Below are 24,602 nucleotides of genomic sequence, written 5' to 3'. Positions count from 1 at the left end.
ACGTGGTTGCTCGGTTCACTGGATGGGCCCAGCATTGATCAGCAGCCTTTGGAAAAACTTGGATTGCTAAGCTGGCTTTGCATCGACGCCTTCCAGCAACGTTCCGAGGAGATCCAATGAACGGCACCCCCAAGACCGTGCTTGTCACCGGTGCCACCGGCTATGTCGGCGGTCGGCTGGTCCCCCGGCTCCTCGAGGCCGGGCACACGGTAAAAGTCGTCGTCCGGACCCCGGCCAAGATCGCCGGCGTGCCGTGGCTGGAGCAGGTAGACGTCATCCCCGGCAGCCTCGACGACGGCGACGTGCTCCGCGCAGCGCTGGACGGCGTCGACGTGCTCTACTACCTGGTCCACTCGATGGCCGCGGGCGCCGGCTTCGAGGCCAAGGAGAAGGCCATGGCGGAAACCGCCGCAAAGGCCGCAGCCGACGCCGGTGTGGCGAGAATCGTCTACCTCGGCGGGCTGCATCCGGAAGGCGCCGAACTCTCAACACACATGCGGTCCCGCGAAGCCGTGGGCAAGGTCTTCCTCACGGGTCCGGTGGACGCTGTCGTGTTCCAGGCCGGAGTCGTTATCGGATCCGGGTCGGCGTCTTTCGAGATGATCCGGCACCTCTCAGAAACCCTCCCCCTTATGCCGGCGCCGAGCTGGGTGCGGAACAGGATTGAGGCCATCGCGATACGGGACGTTCTGCATTACCTCGTCGCCGCCGCATCCCTGGAAGGGCCCATCAACCGCACCTTCGACATCGGCTGCCGGCAGGTACTGTCCTATGCGGGAATGATGCAGGAGTACGCTGCCGAGGCGGGACTGCCGCACCGCGTGGTGCTGGCGCTGCCCATTCCCGCGCCAAAACTCGCCGGTATGTGGGTTGCCCTGACCACGCCGATCCCGCTGTCCATGGCCCTGCCCCTGGTCCAGTCGCTGCAACACGACGCCGTGTCCAGGGAGCATGACATCGACACGTACATCCCGGTGCCTGAGGCCGGCCTGACCCCGTACCGGCGCGCCGTAGCCCTCGCCCTGGGCAAGGAGCGCGACGCCCAGGTGGAAACGACCTGGGCCAGCGCGGGCGCGGATGCCGATCCGCTGCCGAGCGACCCCGACTGGTCCGGGCACCGGGTGTACGTCGACGAGCGGAGCTATTCCAGCCCGGTGGACCCCAAGTATGTGTGGACCATCATCGAGGGCATCGGCGGCCGCAACGGCTGGTACTCGCTGCCGCTGGCGTGGCGGGTCCGCGGGTGGCTGGACAAGCTGACCGGAGGGGCCGGACTGCTGCGCGGCCGGCGGCACCCGCACCTGCTTGCCGAGGGAGAGGTGGTGGACTGGTGGCGTGCCGAGCGGATCGACCGCGGCCGGCTGCTGAGGCTGCGGGCCGAAATGCGCGCCCCGGGCCGTGCCTGGCTGGAGCTGTCAGTGGAACCTGACGGCACCGGCAGCCGGTACAGGCAGCGCGCCATCTTTTTCCCGAAGGGCCTCAGCGGCCGGCTGTACTGGCTCGCCGTGCTCCCGTTCCACAGCGTCATCTTTCCCGCGATGTCGCACAACATCACGGCCGCAGCGCAGAAGCTGGAGGCGGCCGAATCGGAGTAGGCGGGGCACGCAACGTAGGATGTGTGAGGCAAAAACCATGGCCCATACCCCCAACCAATGGAGGAACAATGGCACTGAGTGCTTCCACCACCCTGCCGCACAGCGTCGATCGCGTAGCGGCGGTGTTCGCCAATGAAGATTTCCAACGCCACACCAGTGAACTGGTTGGCGGAACCCTTGAATCATTCAAGGTCGACGGCGATGTTGCCGGCGCTTTCAGCACCACTTCGGTGCGCACCCTGCCCACCACCCGGCTGCCGGAGATTGCCCGCAAGTTCGTGGGCGAAAGCCTCACCGTAACCCAGCTTGAGACCTGGGAAGCGCCCGCTGCGGACGGCTCGCGGCAGAGCAATATCAGCCTGAAGATTGCCGGTGCACCGCTCGACGTGAGCGCTGTGCAGCGGCTCATCGCCGACGGCGGCAGCACCCGCGTTGAGCTTGAAGGCAGCGTGACTTCCTCGGTCCCGTTCCTCGGCGGCAAGATCGCCGATGCGGCCGAGCCCATGGTGGGCAAGGCACTGAACATCCAGTCGCAGCAGGCGCAGGCCTGGCTGGAAAGCCACTAACCCCCGTGCAGCTCCCCGTAGCACTTGCCTGGATCCTGATCATTGCCGGCGTCTGGTCCCTGGTGGTCTGGCCCCAGTTCCTGCGGCGCGTGATGAAGGACCCGCGGGCCCGGGACGCAGCAGGTAAGGCCACCAAGTTCCTGACGGTGCACGTGGTCCTGGTGTCCGTCTCCATGGTGCTCGGTGCCGCCACGGCGGCGATCGGCATCGCCGGCCTGGCCGCCTAGCCGCCAGGGCGGCTGTTCCTTCCGGCCGGCACGCTCCGGCCGGAAGGAACCGTCCTAGTTCTTTTGGCGGGACTTCCACAACCGGGCTGCCACCCGGACCGGCCTGCCCACGAACTCGAAAACACTGGTCCGCCGGACCACTGTCTCCTCCAGCACCGAAATCCTCCGGTTGAGGTCCTCCAGTGTGGACACAACCCTGTCAGCCAGGAGCCGCGCTTCCGCCGCGGCCTCCTCCTGCTGCCCGCTCAACTGAGCCAAGTACAACAGGTAGCCCACTCCGGTTTTTCCGGCCTCGCGCCGCAGGAAGGCATCCCGCACGAGGCTGTCGAACTTGGCATGCTCTGCGGCGGCGGCAATGACGCTGTTGCCCATGTCGCCGCTGGCCGCAGGACGCTGGCACCAAAACGCCAGCGGCTCGTCGTCGAGCAGTTCCATCGGATGGGCCTGCAGGAACCGCAGGTAGAACTCCCAGTCCCCCACAACGTCAAGTTCCTCGTTGTAGAAGCCGACCTCGTCATGGACGGACCGGCGATACAGGAATGAAATGGGCACGATTCTGTTGATGCGCAGCATGTCCGTCAGCGTGATGGCTTGCAGTTCGGGCCAGTACGGGAAGGAGCCTGTCTCCACGATTATGCCGTCACGGACTTCCTCGTAGACCACGTTCGTCCTGACCGCGACGCCCTGGGCATTGGCCTTCCCGTCCAACAGGCCAACAGTCTTCAGCAGGAAGTCCGGGTGCCACCGGTCGTCGTCATCATGCACGGCAACATACTCGGACGTCGCCGCCGCGATGCCTGCGTTGGTGGCCGCTTCCATACCCTTGCTCGCCGGGTGGTGGATCACGGTCAGTTTCCCGGCAGGAAGGTGGCCATAACCCTCAGCCAAAGCATCAACCGGAGCCGGATCCCCGCCGTCATTGACGACGACTATGGAAAAATCCTGATAGGACTGGCCCACAATATTCTCCAGGGCGCGGTGCAACAGGACCGGTCGGTTCTTTGTCCGCACCACCACCGTAACGCGGCCGTCAGCCATCACTGCTTCCTTCCGGTCAGTCGGCGTGCAAAGCTCACGCCGCGGCCCAGCAGCGCCGCTGCCTTGAATGTTCGTGATTCCAGGATTCTGTCCTTTTCCCGTATTGCTTCATCGCGTTCATGGTTGAGTACATCGCGCTGGGACCGTACGTCGTCCCAGTCAGTCCACAGTCGGCCGATTTCCAGGCTCAAGGTGCGGAACAGCGTCCTCTGGGCAGAGGCCTGGCCGGACCAGGGTTGCCGCGAACGAAGGGGCCGTGCTTCCTCCAGCCCCATATAGCCGCCCTTGCCCCCGCCCGCCAGGACCGCAGCCACGGCATCCCACCAGTCCGCCTGCGAACGCTCGAATCCGGGCCGTAGCGCGTCCAGATGACGCCGGATCTCGTCACGCCGGTTCCAGGCCTCCGCCACGGCTTCGTCCACTCCGCCCGGGGAAAGACTGGGCTGCGGCAGCGCCCAATCGCCGAGTCCCCAGTTTCCGTGGGCGCCCGAGAGCCTGATGTCCGAGTAGGCGTCGTTCGCCAGGGAGACTACCGGCACGCCGGCGGCCAAGCCGAATACAGCGGGGTGGTAGCGGTTGGTAATCACCAGACCGGCGGCTGCGGTCACGGCAGCGGCCGTGCGGACAGGCAGGACCGGCAGCATTTTCAGTTGTCCAGAGCGGGAGTGCGCCATTACGGTGCGGTGGGAATCGTGGTCCGGGCCGTTGCCTGCAGATCCGAGGGCTCCCATGTGCGGCAGCAGGTAAACCGGCAGGCGTGTCAGCTGTGCGGCCCGGTCCAACACCGCTGCGATCCCGTCCAGGGTGCGTGTTCCCTCCCGCCAGGCATCAGGGCCGACCGTTGCTGCGATGTAACCGTCCTCCGGCAGGCCGGCAGCCACGGCCGCCGGCACGGGGTCCACCTGCGACGGCAGGAAGCTACCGTCATCGAGCACGCGGACAAGCTTTTCCGATCCGAGGCCGAACTCAAACCCCAAGGCATACGAAACAGGTTCGCGGGCGCCGACCAACGCGGCGCAATCAAGGAGTTCATGGAGCACCTTCCGGTCCTGCGGCAGCAGGGTGGGGCCGAAGGTCTGGCCGCTGACCACCAGCGGCTTGCCCAATTCCCTGGCAATGATGCCGACCGCGGCGCGCTCGTACAGCAGCCAGCCGTAAAGGGAGTTCATGTTGCCGCCGCCGGCAATTAGTACGCCGTCAGAGGTCGCCACTTCCTCGATAACGCCCCAAACGTGATCGGCTGGCGGGAGGGCGGCACGGTCGCCCCGGGCGGCACGGCGTACCCGCTCCAAATGCGCGCTCCGTTCGGCCGGCGGCCATGGGAATTCAATGGTTGGCACAGAACCGGTGCCGTAAAGTTCAGCCGTCTGTTGCGGGTCGCGGGATAGCAGCACAAAGGACGCATCGGTCCGCTTGGAAAGCTCATCCACCGCGGCAACCGTCATTGCCTCATCGCCGACGTGATAAGCCCCCTGGCCCAGATCACCCTGCACCACGAACTTCACTTGACGGTCCTCTTCTACTGCTACTACCTGACTGACTGATTGCGCAGCCGGGAACGTAACGTGCACGGACCGCTGGCGCGCAACCAGACTACCGCCTTTGCCGGTCCTCCCGCCCGGACAGCCGACGTATCCGGAAACAACCCGGCGGTCGCCGGACACTCGAGTACCTCGCGCGGAAAATGGAGTAGGCGGGGGCATAAATGAGGTGGAGGCCACGCTGTTATCTGATCGTGATAAGCCATAGATTTCTGCTATGGATGCGAACGATATGGAGCGGGTTTGGCACGGAAGCCACCGTAAAAACGACCGTAGAAATTGGTCGTTATATTTCGCCCTTACTCTATTGGGGCTTATCGCGTGGGTAATTCTTGTATTTCCCCACTAATCAAATTTCCACAACACAATCAAAGCTCCGGTTGGTCCCCACCTGCCGGAGTTTTTGTTTGCACTGCCTGATATCCCACCCCTTCGGAGCTACCGGACAAAATCCGAGAAGCCGGCAATGATGGTGAGCGCCGTAAGCACCACCAGCGCTATAACGCACACAATTTCCGCCCTGCGAATCCTGTGCTGCGTTTGCCGCCATTCACCGTCGTCCTGGATATCAGCCATATTAAGAGGCTACTGGGACGCCCCGGACGCCACTAGAGTAGTCACTACTTGTCTTTATCCCCATTGCTGTGCGCTCTTCACATCAAGCTCACCATGCCATAAAGTAGCGGTAAGATCGGCGATCGGCTCAGCGACGTTTATCTCAGGATTCAAGTACGTCCTCAGGATCGAACTACGTCGCAGGAGAGCTGAGAACAGTGGCCGCTGAAGGTTTTTCCAATACCCGTTTCCTCACAGTTTCCGAGGTCGCAGAAGTCATGCGGCTTTCGCGGATGACCGTGTACCGGCTCGTCAAGGCGCACGATCTGCCGGCAGTCCGGTTCGGCAGGTCCTACCGGGTCCCCGAGCACGCCATCGAAGACTACGTCCAGCACCACTCAACACTGGCGGATGAAGAGAACCCGGACGCTGGCCGCACCTAACTGCTGGTGGATACGGCCTGCCGCAGGGCGTCCTCGGCAGCCACCCACGCCAGCATGGCGCACTTGACCCTGGCCGGATACTTTGCCACGCCCGCCAGGGCCGCCGCATCACCCAGGATTTCTTCGTCCGGCTCCAACCGGCCGCGTGAGCGCATGAGCTCCCTGAAATGGCCGATCATTTCATCCAGCTCCCCCGGCGTCGCCCCTTCGGACAGTTCGGTCAGTATTGAGGCGGAGGCCATTGAGATGGCACAGCCGTCTCCGTGCCAGTGGATGCCTTTCACAGTCGGCTGCGTTCCGGCCGCCTCCAGCTCAAGGCGAAGCGTTATCTCGTCGCCGCAGACCGGATTCAGCTGATGACACTGCCCCACCCCGGCTTGTTCAGGCATGGCCGCGGCTTGGTCAGCCGTCAGGTCTGATCCGCTGCGGGTCTTCGCATGCTCCAGGATCAGTTGCTGGTACATCGCATCCAGCGCGCTCATTTGGATGCCCCCGCGCCCGCTACACCGAAGTAGGGCCGGACCTGGGCTACAGCCTCAAGCAGGAGGTCCACTTCGTCAGTGGTGTTGTACAGGTACGTGCTCGCCCGGGTGGTGGCGGTCAGGCCCAGCCGGCGGTGGAGCGGCTGCGCGCAGTGGTGCCCCACGCGGACGGCGATGCCCTTGCTGTCCAGGTACTGTCCGACGTCGTGCGCGTGCACGCCGGCAACGTCGAAGGCGGCCAGGCCGAGCCGTTCAACGCCTGCCGCCGGCCCCACGACGCGGACACCGTCGATGGCGCTCAGCCCGCGGACCAGCCGCTGGCCCAGGGAGGCTTCCCAGCCGGCAATGCGTTCCATGCCTGTTTCGCGCAGGTAGTTCGCCGCAGCAGCGAGCGCCACCGCCTGCGAGATGGGCTGTGTGCCGGCTTCGAACCGCTGCGGCGCAGGGAGGTACTCGGCTTTTTCCATCGTCACGGTCGTGATCATGGAGCCTCCGGTAAGGAACGGTGGCATTGCGTTCAGGAGTTCCCGCCTCCCGTAGACGCCGCCGATGCCCGTGGGAGCCAGCATCTTGTGGCCGGAGAAAACGGCGAAATCGACGTCGAGGGCCTTGAAGTCCAAGGGTAGGTGCGGCGCGGACTGGCAGGCGTCCAGCACCACCAGGGCGCCCACTGCCCGCGCCAGCCGCACGAGCTCGGACACCGGGTTGATGGTTCCGAGCACATTCGACGCGTGTGTGAAGGCAAGGATCCTGGTGCGTCCGGTGACAAGGCGGGACGCCTCCTCAAGCCGCAACGCGCCGTCGTCGTCGATGGGGATGAACTTGAGCGTGGCTCCGGTGCGCCGGCAGAGTTCCTGCCACGGAATCAGGTTCGCGTGGTGTTCCATTTCCGTCACCACCACCTCGTCCCCGGGGCCGAGGGCGAAACGGCCGGCCTCGCCGCCGACAGTGCCGATACTGGCGTTGGAGAAGGCGTACGCAAGGAGGTTGAGCCCGGCAGTGGCATTGGCGGTCCAGACGAGCTCGTCCTCCGCAACGCCCACAAAGCCGGCCACGGTTGCCCGGGCGTCCTCAAACGCGTCGGTGGCCTGGACGGCCAGATGGTGGGCGCCGCGGTGCACCGCCGCATTCCTCAGTTCGTAAAACTCCTGCTCGGCTTCGAGCACGCTGCGCGGGTTCTGCGACGTGGCACCGGAATCCAGGTAAACGAGGGGGCTGCCGTTGACTTCCTGATCCAGCACCGGGAAGTCGTTGCGGATACGCAGGACCTCGACTTCGCTTAGCGCGACCTGGGTGTCTGCGGTAGCGGGAGTGGATACCATGACCAAACTGGAGCTCCTTGATAGGCAAGACCTGCCGACAGCTCAGTGCCGCGGCCAGGCACACCGCTTGGGTCCGCGGTGCTACTCCTCAATTGTCCCACTATTGACCGGCGCGGGTTCCGCCCGGCATCACTGCCCTGCCCCGTCCAGGCTCTTCCACAGTTCAGCGAGCTCCTGGCGCCGGGAAACCCCAAGTTTGCCGTAGATCCTTTGCAGATGGGCGTTCACCGTATTCACAGCGATCCCGAGCTCCGCCGCGACGCGGGCGCTCCCCATGCCTGAGACGACAAGAACTGCCACTTCACGTTCCCGCAGTGAAAGCCTGGCGGGGTCGGCCACGGCCAGCCTGTTCTTCGCTGCTCCGCCGGAAGTCCGCTCGGCGCTCCGTCCGGCCCGCCGGCCCCCGCCGCCGGGCAGCCACTCCAGCGGTTCGCCCGGCAGCGGCTCACCGGGCAGCGGCTCACCGGATAGGGCTTCACGGGGCAGGGCTTCACGGGGTACCGGCCCGCTGTTTCCATCGCTCGACCACCGCCATTCGGGTGCCCCGTCGGCGGCCTGTTCAATGCCCGGCTTCTCAGGCCGTGCCGTCACCCCGAGGTTCAGGAGTTCCAGTGCCCTGCGGCCCCTGCTGCCGCCGCCGGGCGCCTTGGCGGGCTTTCGGAGGGTCCTCGGGGGCGGACCTGCGGCCCCGGTAACGGCCGGCCGGGCCACGGCGGCGTAGGTTTCGGCGAGCTTGGCCGCGACGTCGCCGTCGGTGGCCCTGCCGTCTGCCGGCGAAACCGCACGCCCGGGCACCTGCGCCAGGTCCCACGCCAGCCAGTCGGCCGTGGCCTGCGCGCCAAGCGTGAGAGCAAGCAGGTCATCCGGGTCACCGGTGGTTCCGCCGCCCGCACCGTGTGCGGGCCCCGCTGCACGGCCGGCGGCTGCGTGGCGGCAGAACATCATGGCCCGGAAAAGTTGAAGAGGACCTCCCGGATAGCTCATCCAGTTGTTGCCGGGACGTTCGGCCGCGGCCCCGGGAACGCACCCCACCCTCGTCAGGTTGGAGGCGTGGATGGTCAGCACCGTGGAGTGGAGATCAACGCTGCACCGTGGCAGGCGCTCCACCGCGTTGAGCGCCCGGGTGGAAAGTTCGACGGCGTCAGCGGACTTTCCCCGTACGGACAGTCCCTGCGAGGCCAGCGCCAGGAGCAGGATGCCGGCGTGGGTTCCCGGTGCGTGGTCAGGACCGGTGTGTCCGGCTTCGCAGAAGCCGGCGGGACAGAGCCGGTGGAAGAGTTCCCCGCCCGGGCTGGGCCAGTTTCCTTCCCGTGCCTCCAGGAACAGCTGCAGGACGTCCAGCTCATCCTGGACGGCGTTCTGGTAGGTGTCGGCTGCCGTATCACCAACCGATGCGGCGGCCGCCAGGCTCAAGCGCCGCCTTGCCGTGTCGAGCACCGAGTTGAGCGCGTCGCGGCCGGGATCCGTCGGCATCAACGCCTGCAGAAGCAGTGCCACGGCGCGGGCGAACTCAATGCTGAGGACTGCCGGCGTCGTTTCCACGAGGGTTCGGAGCAGCTCCGCGCTCTTGCCGTACTGCCGGGAGTGGAACAGGGCACGGGCGGCCTCCGTCTGCGCCATCAGCTGGAGCTCGGGTGCCTTGATGGTTTGGGCCGCCCGCAGCGCCCGCTCGCTGTCATAGAGGTTGTTTGCGGTGGTGGCCACAGCCAGGAGATCCAGGTCCGGAACAGCCCATCCGGCTTCCAATGCGGCCTCCACCCGCCGCAGGAGATCCCACAGCGACTCCTCACCCGGACGGCCGGAGATGGCGGAAGCTTTGTCCTGCATCTCCAACGGCTTCACCCCGCCGGGGAAATGCCGGGCAGCGCTGGCCTCGACCTCGTGGTTCAGGGTGACGTCCGCCCCGCCGTCGCTTCTGATCTGAAGTCGGATCACGTGGCGCTGTTCCAATGCGGCCAGCGCCTCCGGCGGCACCGCCCTGGCAAGGACGGACAGCGGAGCCGGATCAGCAGCCGCCAGGAATTCGACCACTTGGCGCTGGACCGGCGGGAGGGCCTCAATCCGCCGCCGGGCCAGGTCAAATTGCCGCGCTTCACCCGGTCCCGGTGGATGGGCCATGGCGCAACTGCCGTCATGCTCCACAATCTGCCCGCCCGCCAAAGCTTCTTCGACGAGCCAACTGGCCGTTAACGCGTTGGCGCCGGAGGCCGCGTGGATGTCCCGCACCAGGTTGCGGCAGGGCCGGGCAGGCAAGCGGTACTCAAGGAAGGTCCGGAGCTGTTCCAGCGTCAGTTCCTCCAGGGTCACGACGGACAGCTGCCTGGCCACCACGGATTCCATCAGTTCCATCTGCAGTTGCCGGTCGGAACGGTGGCTTGCCAGCATCTTGATGTCCGGCTCTGCGAGAAGCTGGTTCAGGACCCACAGCGATGTGCCGTCAAGGTGGTCCACATTGTCCAGGACCAGCAGGATCCCGGTTGCTCCGGGGTCCTGGCTTCGCAGGGCATCGCGGCAGGCCCTGACAATGGTTAGCGGAGACACCTTGAACCCGGCGGGCAAGGCCGGCGCCAACACGCTGCCGATGCCGAACTTCATCCGGCGGCAGGATTCGGGAATGTTGTGGGCGATAACTGTCAGCTGTCCGGAAAGCGCCTCAGCGGCGGCGGCAAGGAGCCTGGTCCGGCCTGAGCCGGCAGCCCCCGTAACAATGACTCCTGAACTCTCGGAGCCGGTGAGTTCGTCGATGGCCGCCCGCAGTTCGGTCACCCGAATGACCCGGGGGAAAGGTGAATTTCCTGCCCAAACGTCCATGGTTGCGTCGATTCCTTTGCCGCGGAGCGTGAAGTTCCGGACCGCCCCCAACCCATCTGCCGGCATTAGCAAGTCCTACGCTACCTAGCTACTGGTTGTGTTGGCGTGAGTAGTGACTACTCGAATATCCCGGCCCGCCTCCCGCAGGACCGTTCAGGCTACCCACAGGCATCCGTGTAAAGTGGAGCGGGTGTTAACGGTCTCTACGGGTCTCCTGACGGTCCCGCTGGCTGCTTCTGGGGAGTAAGCGGCGCAGCTGGTTTTCACTCCGGCAACGATTTTTCGGCGCGGCCACAGCCGCGCCGATCTGGCGGTCATGACCCGTACTTGGCGTGCCCTTTAACGGGCATCGGCCAACCCTGTTAATGTCCCCGACAGATATGTATCCCAATAAAAAAATGAAACACATGACCACCCCAATCATGGCTGTGTTGATCCTCCTTATCGGAGTATTGACCGCCGGCTGCGCCGCGCAAACGGCGCCGAGCCCGTCGGCCTCCACCAGTCCTTCATCGGCCAGCGCAGAAGCAGCGCCGGCAACGGCGAAGACATCACCGTCACCTAGTTCGGCTCCGGCTGCGGCTCCCGTCGAGGAACCTGCACCCGCTGCCGTTTCCGCCCAGGAAGCAGCTCCTGCAGCTCCTGCCACCGTTGCCGTGGCAGCGGCAGCCCCCGCCGCCGCACCGGCCGCCAGCAAGTACCCGTTGCACACCAACGTCGTGAGCACCACTTTCTGGGTGGGCGAAATCTTCAACGCCAACCTTGCCGACGGCTCCCAGGTCTGTTCGACATACAACGGCCAGTGGGCCTTCCAACACACCGGGATCAATGCCGGAACCACGCCGGATTCGGCCTCGGGCTGCCCCGGCAGCATTTACGGCGGCTGCGACGGCGTGAGCTCCGGCTCCGGCAGCTCGTTCACGTGCGCCACGGAAGCACGCGACGCCTCCAACGGGTACTTCCCCAAGAACCAGCCCGCTCCGCTGGAGAACCCGTTCTACCTCGACCTGCCCTATGACGACGTCAATGACAGCGTCGCGTTCCAGCAGCGCTGCCAGGTCATCCCGTGGGCTGCCGCGGACAACGCCGCCACCGGTGTCGACCACTGCGCAGACGGCAACTACTCGTACATGAAGAACCGCTGGGTGCAGATGACCGGTCCCAACGGCAATGTCTGCTACGGGCAGATCGAAGATGCCGGTCCTTCCAGCGGGTCCGAATACCATGACGCGAACTATGTCTTCGGTGCGGCCGATGCCCGCCCGGCCAACACCGACTTCTCCGCCGACGGCACCCAGGGCGCGGGAATGGATGTTTCTCCCGCACTGAACGGCTGCCTCGGCTTTGCCGAGCTGGACGGCAGCGGCGATCACGTCTCCTGGAGGTTTGTTGACCGCGCAGATGTCCCGGCAGGACCGTGGCTGAACGTCCAAACCACTTCCGGTGTGAGCTGGTAACCGCAGCACCGCGGTGAACGCAAAGGCGCCCCTCCCGCAGGACTTGATGGTCCTGCGGGAGGGGCGCTTTTCGTTTCCGGTTCAGGGGGCCCGACGACGGCGCTAGCGGGTGACTCCCGCCCCCGCCGTGGCCTCCTCGAGTTCGAGCGCCTCCCCCTGGACGCGCCGCACGGGGCTGACCCACACCCCCGATGACGCCGCCGAGAAGGCCCGGGGAAGCACCATCAGGCAAATGACCGAGTCGAGGATCCGCATGAAGGGAAAGAATGGCGCCATCAGCAGGATGCCGGGCCGGCGGAGTGCCACCGCCGCGACGACGGTCAGCAGGAAGTCCGGGAGCAGGACACCCAGCAGGACGTCCTGCGGACGCATGAGTCCGGAGAGGTACAGGAAGGATTCGCCGTTCTCGCCGAACGCCTGTACTTGCATCGCCGCTACGAGTGATAGCAGGAAGACCGGAATCAGCAACACGAAGAACATGCAGCTTACGACGAGTTCGACGATATAGAACACCAGCACGAACCAGAATTTTCCGGCCTGCAGCCGGTGCCGGCGTACCGTCTGCCAGAAGCCGAGGATCCAACGGCGGACCTGTCTGGTGTAGTCCTGCAGGTTGTCCGGATCCTGCGTATAGGCCACGGCGGCTGAGGGGTGGAACGCGATCCGCCCCAGCTTCTTCGCATGGATTTCAAACGTCATGTTGAAGTCCTCGATGACCAGCCCGGGTGCCAGCACCTTGATTTTCGCGAGTGCATTTGTCCGGTACATGCTCGCGAAGCCGGGCACGATGGATACGACGTTTGCTCCCCTGGCTGCCTGGCCATATTTGAGCAGCAGCTGCACCACGACGTAGAGCCGTTCCCGGTAGGCCACCAGGAAACGGCCAAGCGCAGTGGGGGCCGGCGGCGTCATGATCGACTTTGCCCGGCCGGCAACGGCAACCACGGCGGGATCAAGGAAGAGCGGCAGGCCCGTCTCCAGATAGTCCGGCGTTGGCCGGGTATCCGCGTCAAGCATCATTACTACCTTGAATTTCCGGCACAGCTCGAAATGGGCGATCCCTGCGGCAAGCGCGCCGGCTTTCCCCCTGTTCGGTTCGAGTTCCAGAACCTTGACGCCGGCTGCGCGGGCAATGGCTGCAGTGTCGTCCGTGGACATGTCCGAGATCACGTGGATGTTCCGGAGCGGCACCAGCACCGCGGCGGCCCGGATGGTCTCACTGATGACCAGCGCTTCGTTGTGGGCGGCAATCAGTATCGCAACATGTGCCGGCATGATCCTGGGGTCCCTGGCACGGTGGCGGCCGTGCTCCCGCTGGAACTGCCCCCGGTGTGCCCGTGGCGCCGGCAGGGTGTGGGCGCCGTGGACGCCGGCACCGATCCGGTTGGCCAGCGGCCACCGCTGGAGGAGCCTGAGCGCTCGCCCGCTCAGCGGGGGCCCCAGCGCCACCCGGCGGATGTACTGCTCATTGGCCAGGCGCAACAGCCCAACAAACGACCAGAAGACCGTGCTGATTCCGAGGACAAGGACAACGTAGACGGCTATCACAGTGACGGCGCTCCAATCGTGTCGTACATGGCATAGTCGTCCGTCGTCAGGGTGCCGTTCCTGAAGAGGCTCAGCCCAAAGCTGATTGCGGTTGCGCCGGCGGGCAACGCGGGGGTGGTGAAGCTCGCCTGCGTATAGGAGCCTGCGGCGGCAAACCACGGGCTGGAGGTCCAGTAGACCCACGTACCGGCAGAGTTCCGGTAATACACGGCGAACTGCGTCACCGTCGTCGAGGTGTACCAGGCGCGAAGCGAATAGGTACGGCCAGCGACTGCAGCCGGCGCGCACGAGCCGGAGTCCAGGGCCGGCAGGAGCTTCGCGTCACCGTTCACGTAGTTGCTCACCACGAGGCGTTCGGCCTTTGTCCCGGTCCTGGCCGTGGCCACGGTGCTGAAGGACGCGGTATTCGAACCGTACCCGGCGGTCTGCCAGCACTGTGGCGTCGACCCTGCGCCCGCCGTTTCAAGGCTGGCGTTCTGCACCAGGTTCGTACCGGCCGGCGCCGGCGGTGGCGGTGGGGGCGGTGGGGACGAGGCGGTGTCGATCATTTCGTAGTCGTCCGTGACGAGCGTTCCGTTGCTGAAGAGGTTGAGCCCGAAGCTGATGCCGCTGGCTCCCGCGGGCAGGGCAGGTGTTGTCCAGCTCGCTTTCTGGAAGGTTGTGGCAGGCCCGAACCACGGACTCGAGGTCCAGTAGACCCAGTATCCAAGGCCGGTCCGGTAGTAGAGGGCAAACTGGGTGTTGGCCGTGGATTTGTACCAGGCGCCGAGCGTATACGTGTGCCCGGGCGTTGCTGTCGGCGAGCATCCGCCGAGGTCCAGTGACGGCAGCCATTTCGCATCGCCATTGGCATAGCCCGTCACAACCAGACGCCCTGCCGTCGACCCTGTGCGTCCCGGGCTCACTGTATTGAAGGTACGCGAATTCGTGCCGTAGCCGGCCGCCTGCCAGCACTGGGGCGCACCGCTGGCCATGGTTTCGAGGCTCGGGTTCTTGACCAGGTTGCCGCTCGATGGCGTCGGAGGCAATGCCGGGCCGGAGACGGCAGGCTTTACGGTGCCGCCGACGACCTGGTCCACCGTCTTGACGGTTGTTGTGGCGGGCCGGGTTTTTAGCCAAGAAGCGAATTGAGTGAAGAGCGTAGGACTGATGCTGAGCGGGCCGGGCGTGGACGATATGTGGTGAAAAGTAAATTGGACCCATCCACCCGCACTTTCAGCTCTGGTCACGCTATTTTGAAAATCAGCCAGTGTCCACGGGCTATCCACTTGATCCAAAGCCGCGGTGCGAAATGGATTTTGGGGAGGAACGGTTTCCGCAAAAACGCACCCCGAACATCCAAAGCGGGATTGAAGGTCTCCGAGCGCACGTGCGCTGTTATAGCCACAGTTTTTCACTGTGGTCTGCACGGCCGGATTGACCGCGCTGAAAGGATAGGCGAAACTCGTCACCCGGAAACCCCAGTTGGTGAGGTTGACCCTGTCGTTGCATACCTGGCGGGTGACCTCGTCTGAGGGCAGGGTCGTCAGATCGGAGTGGGTCACGGTGTGTGCGCCGATCTCGTGACCACTGGCTGCCAGACCTTGAAGGTTCGCGACTGTCATATAACCGGCATTGTTTACATTCCCTGAAGGAATATAGAAGGTCCCGTCCAGCCCGTAGTTGTTCATGATCTGGGCAGCGGTCATCTGGTTGGCGTTGCCGTCGTCGAACGTCAACGAAACCACGGTGGGCGCCGCCGCCTGGGCCGGGAAGGCCAGCGTGGTCAGTCCCGAGACCGCCAGGGCCATGATGCCCATCGCCGTCACGGCCGTGCGTGCCCATTTTCGCAGTCCGTGCCGCCCGGCGTCCACGTCAGTCTGGCCTGCTATTCGCCCGGAAGTTTTCAACCTCATGGGAATCGACTCGATTCTTGTTTTCGAGCCCGTGGAGCCTCTGGACTGGCAACGGGCGGGGGCATTACGGAGCGACCGGCGCCCCCGTGTCTAACATCTCGTAGTCATCCGTCGTCAGCTCCCCGTCGCTGAACAGATTCAATCCAAAGCTGATGGCGACGGCGTCTGCCGGCACCGGTGGTGCAGTCCATTCAGCCTGCCGGTAGGCAGAGCTGGCGGGAAACCATGGACTGGCTGTCCAGTAGGTCCAGGTGCCAACCTTGTTGCGGTAATACAACTCGAACTGCGTGGATGCCGTGGACGTGTACCAGGCCCGCAGGGTGTAGCTGTGGCCGGGAACGACGCTCGGCGCACAGGCCCCCAGATCCAGGACAGGCAGCAGCTTCGCGTCGCCGGATACATAGCCGGTAACATCCAGCCGGCGTGCGATGTCCCCGCTGCGGCCAGGGGTCAAAGTACTCAGTACGTGCGAATTCTCGCCATAGGAGGCCACCTGCCAGCACTCCGGAAGTCCGTATTTTCCGGGTGCTTCCAAGCCGGGGTTGCGCAGCGCGTTGACGCCCGGCGGTGCCGGCGGAGCAACCGGGCCGGCAACCGCAGGCTTGGCCCCTCCCCCGATGACGTCGTGGACGGTGCGGATGGCCGTGGTGCCCTCGTCGGTGCGGGTGGCCAGCCATGAAACGAAGTCGCTGAACAGTGCCGGGCTGATGGACCGCGGGCTGCCACTGTCATCGATGTCGAAGAAACTCAGCTGCAGCCAGCCGCCGGTCGTCTCTGCTTGCATGACTGACTGCTGCAGGTCATTGATGGTCCATGTTGAGCCGACTTCCGGCGTCGACCTTGTGCTGAAGACGTCTGCTGGCCGGACTGTTTCAGAGACGGCGCAATCCGTGCAGCCCAGCCGGCTGCGGAGATCGCCCTGGCTACGCGCGCTGTTGTAGCCGCAGCCGGCCACCATGGCCTTGGCCTCGGGTGACTTCGCGGCGAAGGGGTAGGAGAACGACGTGACCTTGAATCCCCAATCAGTCAGATTGGTCCGGTCATTGCAGACCTGCCGCCTGGCCTCATCCGGATCCAATGCCGTCAGGTCGGCAAGGGTTGCCGTGTGGCCGCCGATCTCATTTCCGTCGGCGGCGAGGGTGTGAAGGTCCTCCACTGTCATGTAGTCCTTTGCCCCCATAAAGCCTGAGTTGACGAAGAACGTCCCACGCAATCCGTGGGTCTCCAACACCCGGGCAGCGGCCAGCTGGCTGGCCCGCCCGCCGTCGAATGTCAGCGTGACAGTGGTCAGCGCAAGGCTGGTGTCCACGGGTGCCGAAAAGTTTTTCAGTGGCCCTGGCACATTTCCGCCCGGCGCCGGGCCTTCCTTCGGCGCAAGGGCGGCGGACCCGGTCAGGAGGGCCAGCACGCCCAGCCACGAGACTGCCCAGAGCGTCGTCCGCTTTCGCTGCCTCGTCAACCCGGACCGGAGCGGATCGCCCTGACCCCCCAATGGTTCCAGCCGTTGCCTCATGACAGATATCCCCTCTTACATCCGTAATGCCCGGCCGCAAGAGGATCCCCCCAGGCCGCAGTGATTCATGGATTGACACCTCGAAGGGGTCGGTGACGACTGGGGGGAAGCCTTGGTCTCAAAGGCTTGTTCGCCACCGACCCCCGCTCATGGGCCCCGGGCCTGTGCGCCAGGGCTGGCTGCCTCACGGCAGCGGTGTCGGCAGGACTGGGAGAGAAAGCAACAGCTGGTTCCACCGGCCGGGACAATCCTGCCGCCTTGACCGTCATGAACTGCTGTTGAGGGGCATGGTTGCGTGCTTTCGCCCGCAATAGTGCGTCCATTCCCATTTTGAGACCCGACTCTCCCCCGGAACTCTGTATCTATCCGACATCCAAAGCCTATGAAGGAGAGCGTTCGGCGGCACGAGTGGTGCCTACCCGTCTTTGCGTGCGGCAGGCGACGGGCAGCCCCGGCGCCACTCGTCCACTACCCGAATTGGTACTCGATGTGCACCTGACAACACCCGTGTTGGCTTGCGGTCAGACACTGCCACTAGGCAGGCCGTGGTGAAATGGTGTCTAAGTACACCAGAGGGGGGCGTGGGATCTAAAATGACAGCACTAAACCGCGGCTCGGATCCGGCTGCCAAGGCCGAAGAGGAGAGCGCACCGCCACCGGTTCCCGGCGGATTCCGCTCCCGCCGAAGGCCGGGGCTGCGGCAGCGGCAGCGGCAACCCTCAACGCCCCTAATGGCGGCCCTGGCCGTGACCACCATCCTGGCCTGCGTCATCTTTTTTTGGACGTGGCGGTCCGGCCTGGCCACCGGGGCCGCACAGCCGACGTGGTTCGCCGGGTATGTGGACGTCACTGTCTCGCCGCCCTACGCCTTTGAAGAGTCCTCCGGTCCGGGCACCAGGGACGTGGTCCTGGCGTTCCTTATAGCCTCCCCCGAGGACTCCTGCGTGCCCAGCTGGGGTGCCGGCTACGGCCTCGAAAAGGCCGGAACCGCCCTGGGTCTGGACAAACGGCTTTCCGTGCTCCGGTCGCAGGGCGGGTCGGCCGCAGTGTCGTTTGGGGGTTCCCTCAACCGTGAGCTGGCCACCTCATGCGAAGACGAGGGAAAACTCCGCACAGCGTACCGGGACGTTGTTGAACGCTACGAGCCGTCGTTCATCGACTTCGATCTGGAGGGCGCGGACCTCCTTGACCAGGCAGGCGGCGAGCGGCGGGCCAGGGCAGTGGCTGCCTTGCAGGGGGACCGCAACGCGTCGGGCCAAAAGCTCGCCGTCTGGCTGACGCTGCCGGCTTCTCCACGCGGCCTTACCGACGCCGGCATAGCCGCCGTGGAGCAGATGCTCCAGGCAGGTGTCCGGCTGTCCGGAGTCAACATCATGACCATGAACTACGGTGCCAGCCGCAGCAGTTCCCAAGGGATGCTGGAGGCGGCCAAGGCGGCGGCAGGCGCCACCCACGACCAGCTGGGCATCGTCTACCAGCGCGCGGGCATCAACCTTAGCCGCGAACAGATCTGGAAGAAGATCGGGCTGACACCGATGATCGGACGTAATGACCTGCCGGGCGAGATCTTCGAACTGGAGGCGGCCCGGGGACTGAAAGACTACGCAGTGGAATTGGGGGTCCAGCGTCTCTCGATGTGGTCGCTCAACCGCGACGCTCCCTGCCCGTCCAGTGAGCAGGGGCCGGACGCAAGCTTCACCTGCAGCGGCGTGGACCAGGGCACGACGCGCTTCGCCGATCTCCTGGGATCCGGGCTCCCGGGCAGGATGGGCTGAACGCCTGCCGGCTACTTCACCTGGCTCGTAGTGACCACGTCCAGCCAGGGGCCCGGCGGAACATCCTCAAACTCCACGAATTGCCAGTCGACCCTGTCCGATTCGCCGTCCAGGTCGCTGAACCCCAGGCAGCCATTGAGCGCCGGCGACACGTCCATGCCGGCACCGTTGAACTCCCGGTTGACCGGCCGCGCGTCGTTCGAGCCGAAGACGTACTCCTTGTCCTGGTACTGCCCCGGGCCGGCATCCTGGATCTGGCCGAAGCACTCCTTGCCGTCCTTGCGGATCTTGACCCAGCGGTTCTTCATGTAGCTGAAGGAGCGGTTGGTGGCCTGGCCTCTGTACCCTTCGTCGTTGGCCCAGGGAATAACGCTGGCCCGCTCGCGGAAGGCTGCCGCATTGTTGATGTCGTCATAGGGGAGGTCCAGGTAGAAGGGGTTCTCCTTGGGCTTGAAGCTGCTGGGCGCGTAACCATTTGCACTCGATCTCGCCTCGGTCTCGCAGCCGCCGGACGTTACCCTGCCATCACAGCCGCCGTAACTCTTCATCCACTGCGAGTCATAGGTGGAGATAACCTGGCTGCCGTCCGCTGCGTTGGGGTCAAAGACCTCCCCCACCCAGAATGTGGTGGCCACAATATTCGTATGCCAGGGGTACTTACCCTGTGGTTCCGGCTTCGGAGGCGTGCAGGCCGTGGCGACCACTGCCAGCAGCAGGACTGCTGACCCAATTCCGCCGAGGCGGCGGTTGCGCACGGAGCCTCGATGTTTCATCTCTGATCCCCCGAATCAAATGGGGCTGCGGTGTTGCGGACAGGACAGCGGCGAGGACGGCCGCGCATCCGGGGACTTTCCGGATGCACGGCCGCCCGTGCCATTGCTGGGAACTAAATGGTTGGGAACCTACCTGCCGGGCGGCCCTACATGCCCTTGGGGAAGTTCAGGTTGTAGCGGTAAACGAAGGCGGCCATGGCATCCCTGTTGATGGGCTGCACCGGACGGAACGTACCATCCGGATAGCCCGTGGTGATTCCCGTCGCTCCGAGCCAGCGGATCTCGTTGTAGAACTGATTGCCCGAGGTGACGTCCGGGAACGTTGGTGCAGTACCCGGAACGGCGGGGCTGCCGTTGTAGCGGTAAAGGAACGCCGCCATGGCGTCACGGTTGACGGGTTGCAGCGGCCGGTAGGTTCCGTCCGGATAACCGGTGGAGATCCCCCGCGAAGCAAGCCAGCGGATCTCGTTGTAGAACTGGTTGCTCGGCGCTACGTCCGTAAACGTCGGGGCATTGGCCGGGACAGCCGGGCTGCCCGCCAGCCGGTAGAGGAAGGCTGCCATGGCGTCCCGGTTGATCGACGTCAGCGGCCGGAACGTGCCATCCGCATACCCCTGGGTGATGAGGTTGTTGGATAGCCAGCTGATCTCGTTGTAGAACTGGTTGGTGGTGGCAACGTCGCTGAACGTCTTAATGCCCGCCTTGTCGTACAACTCATAGTCGTCGGTGGTGAGCGTGCCGTTGGCAAACAGGTTTAGCCCGATGCTGATGGCCGTCGCGTCCGCAGGAACGGCCGGCGTATCCCACTTGGCCTGCACCCAAGTGTCAGATGCGGCAAACCAAGGGCTGGACGTCCAGTAAACCCAGGCACCCTGGGCCGTCCGGTAGTGCGCATCGAACTGCGTTACTCCGCCCACCGCCTTGTACCAGGCCTTGGCCTCGTAGACGTGTCCGGGGGTGGCGCTCGGAGCGCACTCCCCTGTGTCCAGTTGGGGCAGCAGCTTGCCGTCTCCTGTGGCGTACCCCGACACCACAAGCTGCTGCGCGGCTGTGGCTGTACCGGCGTGGCCCGGTGACACGTTCGAGAAGGTGCGGGTGTTGGTTCCGTAACCGCCGCCCTGCCAGCACCGCGGGAGAAGTGACCCGTTCAATCCGGGGGTCTCAAGGCTTGGGTTTTTGATGAGGTTGCCGGTGGTCTGGGGTGCCGGGGCCGCAGGACCTGCAATCACAGCCTTGGTGGGCTGGTTGATGACTTCCTTGACCGTCTTCACCTGCACCGGGTTGGTGGTGTTTGTGGCCTCCTGATTTGCCAGCCAGTCCGCGAACTGGTTGAAGACCTCCGTGCTGACGGTGAGGGGATCCTTCACGCCAGAGACGGGGTCGATGCCCGTCCCGATGTGGTGGAAGGTGAGTTGGACCCAGCCGCCACCATTCGCCTGAGCCTGGGTGACCAAGGTCTGCATATCCGCCAGGGTCCAGGTCTCATCGAGTTGGTCGGGCGCTCCGGTGTAGAAGGGGTTCGCCGGCGTCAGTGACTCGGCAAACGGAAAGGTCTCCGAACCGGCAACCTTGCTCCGGATATCGCCGAGGCCGCGCGCACTGTTGTAGTTGCACGCTGCCACAGCGGCTTCCGCGCTCGGGTTTGACGACGCAAACGGATAAGCGAAGTTCTGAACGTCCAGCCCGTATCCGGACAGGGTGGCCCGGTCGCCGCAGACCTGACGTGCGAGTTCATCGGGTCCCACTGCCGCAAGGTCAGCGTGGGTCACGCTGTGGCCGCCGATCTCGTTGCCTGCGGCCTGAAGGGCCTGGGCCTGGGCTGTGGTCATATAATTCGGACGGTTCATGTAGCCGGAGGGCAGGAAGAACGTGCCGGGCATGCCCAGCGCATTGATCTTGGCTGCGGCAGGAATCTGGTCGGCGTTGGCGTCGTCGAACGTCAGCGTCACGACCGTTTCGCCGACCGCATTGGCGGCCGGGGCAGTGAGCCCCAAAAGGGAGGCGGCCAAGGCCACCGTGGTGGAAGCCGCCAGCCAGCGGGACTTCCGCCGGCCGGGCGGCCGTTCAGCCCTGTGCCGGGGCTCCGAGGCCGCAGTGTAGCGTTGCAGAAGCGTCATGGAACTCAACTCTCTCGTCGAAGGTGCACATAACTTTTGACGGTTGCCGCCCCCCGTCCGGCGCGGCACCTCACGGACGGCTAGTTGGCCGCCATCGTGACTTTCCACCCGAGTGGATCGGGCGCTTTTACCGGGCGGTGGTCGGCCGCCACGTTCTGGATGATCTGGTCCAGGGTGGTCTTGGGATCGAAGCCCACCAGATCCTTCGCTTTGCTGTTGTTGGGTACACGGCGGCGCATGTCCTCATAGCCCTCGGCATACGCCTGCTCGTAGGGCACCAGCGTGATGGGGCTTTCGCTGCCAAGCAGTTCGACGATCCTCTGGGCGAGGGTCAGGATCGAAATCTCGTAGCTGCCGCCAAGGTTGTAGGCATTGCCGTAGGCGGACTCCTCCTCGGAAATCCTGGTGATGGCGGGGACGATGTCGCCCACGTAGGAGAAGCACCGTGTCTGGTGGCCATCGCCGTAAACCGTCAGGGGTTCGCCGGCGAGCGCCTGCTTGACCAGGCGCGGCACCACCATTCCGTACCGCCCCGTTTGCCTCGGACCCACCGTGTTGAACAGCCGTACGATCGCCACCGGAAGCCCGAACTGCCGCCAGTAGGCGTGCGCGAACGCCTCGTCGATTCCCTTGGCAGCCGCGTACGTCCACCGGGACTTGAGCGCCGAGCCGAGGATCCGGTCCGATTCCTCGGACAGGCTGTCCGAAGTGTTCTTGCCGTAAATCTCGCTGGTGGATGCCAGCAGCAGCGACGCACCGGATTCCAGCACGGCATCCAACACCACTTCCGTGCCGTGGATGTTCGTCCGCAGGCTCTCCAGCGGGTGCTCCACAATCAGGTTCACGCCGACGGCGGCAGCCAGGTGGAAGACCCGGTCAGCGCCGGCCACCACCCGGTCCACCGCCGCGCGGTCGAGGATGCTGCCCTCGACGAAATGAAAATCCCGGTGGCCGATCACAGTCCGGAGGTTTTCCAGGCGGCCGGTAGAGAGGTCATCCAACACCGTGACTTTGTCGCCGGCCGCGAGGAGGTGCTCCACGAGATGGCTCCCGATGAAGCCGGCTCCGCCGGTGATTGCTGTTTTCACTTCTCCTACTTTCTTTTGAAGACCAGCGAAACCGCTGGAATCACAACCGGGTGACGTTCGTGCCGGCGGGTAGCCGGTAGGTGGTGTCAAGGACGGCCGGCGCCTCGCGCAGCCAATCGATGTCCATTGCGGCGTGCCTCGTGTGCAGGATCACCAGATCTGCGTCCCAGACCGACGGATCCTCCAGGGACTCCAGAGCACCGCCTTGGCCGTCCGGAGCGGTGGGGCACCACGGGTCGTGGTACGCCACGTCAGCGCCGCCGGCGATCATCGCGGCGATGATTTCCAGTGCCGGAGATTCGCGGAGGTCCTCAACGTCGGGTTTGTAGGCCACGCCAAGGACCAGGACGCGCGCGCCGGAGATTCCATGGTTCCGGTCCGACAGGATGCGGCGGGCCTTTTCCACCACCTGGTGGGGCCTTCCGGCGATGCCGGCCATGGCGTGTTCGATGACGGGTGCCGTGACCCTGGCTTTCCGCAGCTGCCACAGCAGGTAGTGCGGGTCGCAGGGGATGCAGTGGCCGCCGACGCCCGGCCCGGGGGTGAACGGCATAAAGCCGTAGGGCTTGGTCGAGGCCGCATCAATCACGTCCATGACCTCCATGCCGAGGCCGTGGCAAATATCCGCGAACTCGTTGGCCAGGGCGATGTTCACTGCCCTGAAGGTGTTTTCGACGAGCTTGGTCATCTCGGCAACATCTGCGGAGGGCACGACGTGCACCAGCTTGGTGCTGGCCTGCAGCAGCGCCTCTGCGGCTTCACCGCAAGCCGGTGTGACTCCGCCTACCACCCTCGGGACGTCTTCGTGTGAGAAGGCGTCCACTCCGGGATTGATGCGCTCCGGGGAGAAAGCCACAAAGACGTCCCTGCCGGGGATAAGGCCCTTGGCAGCCAGCGGAACGGCCAGGAGGTCCCTCGTGGAACCCACGTAGGTGGTCGACGTCAGCATCAGCAGCTGGCCCGGCACCGCGAATTCAACCACCGAAGCGCAGGCTGCCCGGAGAATCCCGAGATCCGGCACCAGGTAGGGATCCACAGGAGTGGGAACACAGACCACCACTGCTGCTGCCCGGGCCAGCAGCGAGAGATCCGTGCTGATCATGAACGAGGGATCCTCAAGTGCGTTGTTGAGGCGGACCTTGTCCGAGTCGAGCAGGTCTGCCTGCTGGGACCGGATTACCGCCAGCCTGTTCTCGGAAACGTCCAGTCCCAGGACACGCCGTCCTGAGGCGTTGATGGCGAGGGCCGTCGGCAGGCCGACGTAGCCCAGTCCGACAATTGCGACGTCAAAAGTGAACGTGAGATCCTGGGCATCTGCTTCGCTCGCCGGGGCCTGTGATTCAACGGCTTCCGCCGCCCCTTCAGGCGCTCCGGCTCCGTTTTCCGGCCATTCCCGGGAATCCTCAAGCAGCGGTGGAAGGGCTGCCCTGGTCAGCGGTGCCTTATGGGATTTTAGCTTGGTGTTCGGTGTCATGCTAAACCGACCTCCCGGTATTCGATTTGTCCCGTTTGTAAGAAAGCCGGCGACGAAGACTGGCAGATCCCGGTCTCAGAAGACGCTGCCCGGATCGTCGCCGGCTCGAATGGGGTACCCGCCATCGGCGGGATGCTGGTCGCCCTGGAGGATCTTTCCAGGTGGATAGCCACATGAAATTCCGAAAGCCAAGTGTCAGCTGATTGATGCATTTAGAGACCCACTTCTTTCCCCAATATTTGCCTGCGGCCCAACAAGCTACAGCGTATTAACCAACCACCTGCCGGGGCGCGAGTGGGCTCTACCCGTCTTTGCGGGTGCATCACCGGCCGGAACTGGGTGGTACGCGCCCGGCCCGCCCCCACTACTCGCATCAGTACTC

At 64.7% G+C, this 24,602-nt stretch carries 19 protein-coding genes; 6 read left to right on the top strand and 13 right to left on the bottom strand.

Annotated elements, in window-relative coordinates; genetic code table 11:
* Positions 1-116 precede the first annotated feature (116 nt).
* From J2S97_RS11595 to J2S97_RS11585, 3 genes are all read left to right on the top strand, one after another.
* On the top strand, positions 117-1,595 hold the full coding sequence (locus tag J2S97_RS11595; protein WP_307049504.1) for an SDR family oxidoreductase: 1,479 nt from the start codon (positions 117-119) through the stop codon (positions 1,593-1,595).
* Positions 1,596-1,663: 68 nt separating this feature from the next.
* The gene (locus tag J2S97_RS11590) at positions 1,664-2,161 is read left to right on the top strand and encodes a DUF2505 domain-containing protein (RefSeq protein WP_307049503.1); all 498 of its coding nucleotides are present in this window, start codon (positions 1,664-1,666) and stop codon (positions 2,159-2,161) included.
* Between the two features lie 5 nt (positions 2,162-2,166).
* On the top strand, positions 2,167-2,388 hold the full coding sequence (locus tag J2S97_RS11585) for an SCO4848 family membrane protein (protein WP_307049501.1): 222 nt from the start codon (positions 2,167-2,169) through the stop codon (positions 2,386-2,388).
* 54 nt (positions 2,389-2,442) lie between these two features.
* Here J2S97_RS11585 and J2S97_RS11580 read toward each other — a convergent pair whose 3' ends face one another.
* The 3 genes from J2S97_RS11580 to J2S97_RS11570 form a co-directional block, all read right to left on the bottom strand.
* Positions 2,443-3,426, bottom strand: coding sequence for a glycosyltransferase family 2 protein (locus tag J2S97_RS11580; RefSeq protein ID WP_307049499.1), 984 nt, complete (start codon positions 3,424-3,426; stop codon positions 2,443-2,445).
* Positions 3,426-4,931, bottom strand: a complete 1,506-nt coding sequence (locus J2S97_RS11575; protein WP_307049497.1) for a polysaccharide pyruvyl transferase family protein — start codon at positions 4,929-4,931, stop codon at positions 3,426-3,428. The genes J2S97_RS11580 and J2S97_RS11575 overlap by 1 nt, the downstream gene beginning before the upstream one ends.
* 474 nt (positions 4,932-5,405) lie before the next feature.
* The gene (locus J2S97_RS11570) at positions 5,406-5,543 is read right to left on the bottom strand and encodes a hypothetical protein (RefSeq protein WP_307049495.1); all 138 of its coding nucleotides are present in this window, start codon (positions 5,541-5,543) and stop codon (positions 5,406-5,408) included.
* Between the two features lie 197 nt (positions 5,544-5,740).
* On the opposite strand from J2S97_RS11570, the gene J2S97_RS11565 reads away from it, so the two are divergent.
* Positions 5,741-5,965 (top strand): helix-turn-helix domain-containing protein, encoded by a 225-nt coding sequence (locus J2S97_RS11565; protein WP_307049493.1) that lies wholly within the window; start codon positions 5,741-5,743, stop codon positions 5,963-5,965.
* On the opposite strand, the gene sufU is transcribed toward J2S97_RS11565, so the two are convergent.
* The 3 genes from sufU to J2S97_RS11550 form a co-directional block, all read right to left on the bottom strand.
* Positions 5,962-6,447 carry a Fe-S cluster assembly sulfur transfer protein SufU gene (gene sufU, locus J2S97_RS11560; protein WP_307049491.1) on the bottom strand — a complete coding sequence of 162 codons (486 nt, stop codon included), beginning with the start codon at positions 6,445-6,447 and terminating at the stop codon, positions 5,962-5,964. The two genes, J2S97_RS11565 and sufU, sit on opposite strands and share 4 nt — an antisense overlap.
* Positions 6,444-7,775 (bottom strand): SufS family cysteine desulfurase, encoded by a 1,332-nt coding sequence (locus tag J2S97_RS11555; protein WP_307049489.1) that lies wholly within the window; start codon positions 7,773-7,775, stop codon positions 6,444-6,446. Before J2S97_RS11555 ends, sufU begins: the two co-directional genes overlap by 4 nt.
* Positions 7,776-7,898: 123 nt before the next feature.
* Positions 7,899-10,646: a helix-turn-helix domain-containing protein gene (locus J2S97_RS11550; protein ID WP_307049487.1), complete on the bottom strand. Its 2,748-nt coding sequence runs from the start codon at positions 10,644-10,646 to the stop codon at positions 7,899-7,901.
* Between the two features lie 341 nt (positions 10,647-10,987).
* Between J2S97_RS11550 and J2S97_RS11545 the strand changes: the two genes are divergently transcribed.
* A complete protein-coding gene (locus J2S97_RS11545; RefSeq protein ID WP_307049485.1) occupies positions 10,988-12,037 on the top strand; it encodes a hypothetical protein in 1,050 nt (349 codons plus the stop codon).
* A gap of 102 nt (positions 12,038-12,139) precedes the next feature.
* Here J2S97_RS11545 and J2S97_RS11540 read toward each other — a convergent pair whose 3' ends face one another.
* The 3 genes from J2S97_RS11540 to J2S97_RS11530 form a co-directional block, all read right to left on the bottom strand.
* A complete protein-coding gene (locus J2S97_RS11540) occupies positions 12,140-13,585 on the bottom strand; it encodes a glycosyltransferase family 2 protein (protein WP_307049483.1) in 1,446 nt (481 codons plus the stop codon).
* On the bottom strand, positions 13,582-15,480 hold the full coding sequence (locus J2S97_RS11535; protein WP_307049481.1) for a polysaccharide deacetylase family protein: 1,899 nt from the start codon (positions 15,478-15,480) through the stop codon (positions 13,582-13,584). Before J2S97_RS11535 ends, J2S97_RS11540 begins: the two co-directional genes overlap by 4 nt.
* 64 nt (positions 15,481-15,544) lie before the next feature.
* The gene (locus J2S97_RS11530; protein ID WP_307049479.1) at positions 15,545-16,939 is read right to left on the bottom strand and encodes a polysaccharide deacetylase family protein; all 1,395 of its coding nucleotides are present in this window, start codon (positions 16,937-16,939) and stop codon (positions 15,545-15,547) included.
* 647 nt (positions 16,940-17,586) lie between these two features.
* Here J2S97_RS11530 and J2S97_RS11525 point away from each other — a divergent pair.
* Positions 17,587-18,768 (top strand): chitinase, encoded by a 1,182-nt coding sequence (locus J2S97_RS11525; RefSeq protein WP_307049477.1) that lies wholly within the window; start codon positions 17,587-17,589, stop codon positions 18,766-18,768.
* A gap of 11 nt (positions 18,769-18,779) precedes the next feature.
* On the opposite strand, the gene J2S97_RS11520 is transcribed toward J2S97_RS11525, so the two are convergent.
* The 4 genes from J2S97_RS11520 to J2S97_RS11505 form a co-directional block, all read right to left on the bottom strand.
* On the bottom strand, positions 18,780-19,541 hold the full coding sequence (locus tag J2S97_RS11520) for a hypothetical protein (RefSeq protein ID WP_307049475.1): 762 nt from the start codon (positions 19,539-19,541) through the stop codon (positions 18,780-18,782).
* Positions 19,542-19,687: 146 nt separating this feature from the next.
* Complete coding sequence (locus J2S97_RS11515; protein ID WP_307049473.1) at positions 19,688-21,658, bottom strand: S-layer homology domain-containing protein; 1,971 nt, start codon at positions 21,656-21,658, stop codon at positions 19,688-19,690.
* Positions 21,659-21,738: 80 nt separating this feature from the next.
* The gene (locus J2S97_RS11510) at positions 21,739-22,746 is read right to left on the bottom strand and encodes a dTDP-glucose 4,6-dehydratase (RefSeq protein WP_307049471.1); all 1,008 of its coding nucleotides are present in this window, start codon (positions 22,744-22,746) and stop codon (positions 21,739-21,741) included.
* 40 nt (positions 22,747-22,786) lie between these two features.
* Positions 22,787-24,220, bottom strand: coding sequence for a nucleotide sugar dehydrogenase (locus J2S97_RS11505; protein ID WP_307049469.1), 1,434 nt, complete (start codon positions 24,218-24,220; stop codon positions 22,787-22,789).
* Positions 24,221-24,602 lie beyond the last annotated feature (382 nt).

Source organism: Arthrobacter oryzae (assembly GCF_030812315.1).
In the GTDB taxonomy this organism is placed as follows: domain Bacteria; phylum Actinomycetota; class Actinomycetes; order Actinomycetales; family Micrococcaceae; genus Arthrobacter; species Arthrobacter oryzae_B.
The sequence above is the reverse complement of the archived record's forward strand: the minus strand, read 5'-3'. Positions and strand labels throughout refer to the sequence as shown.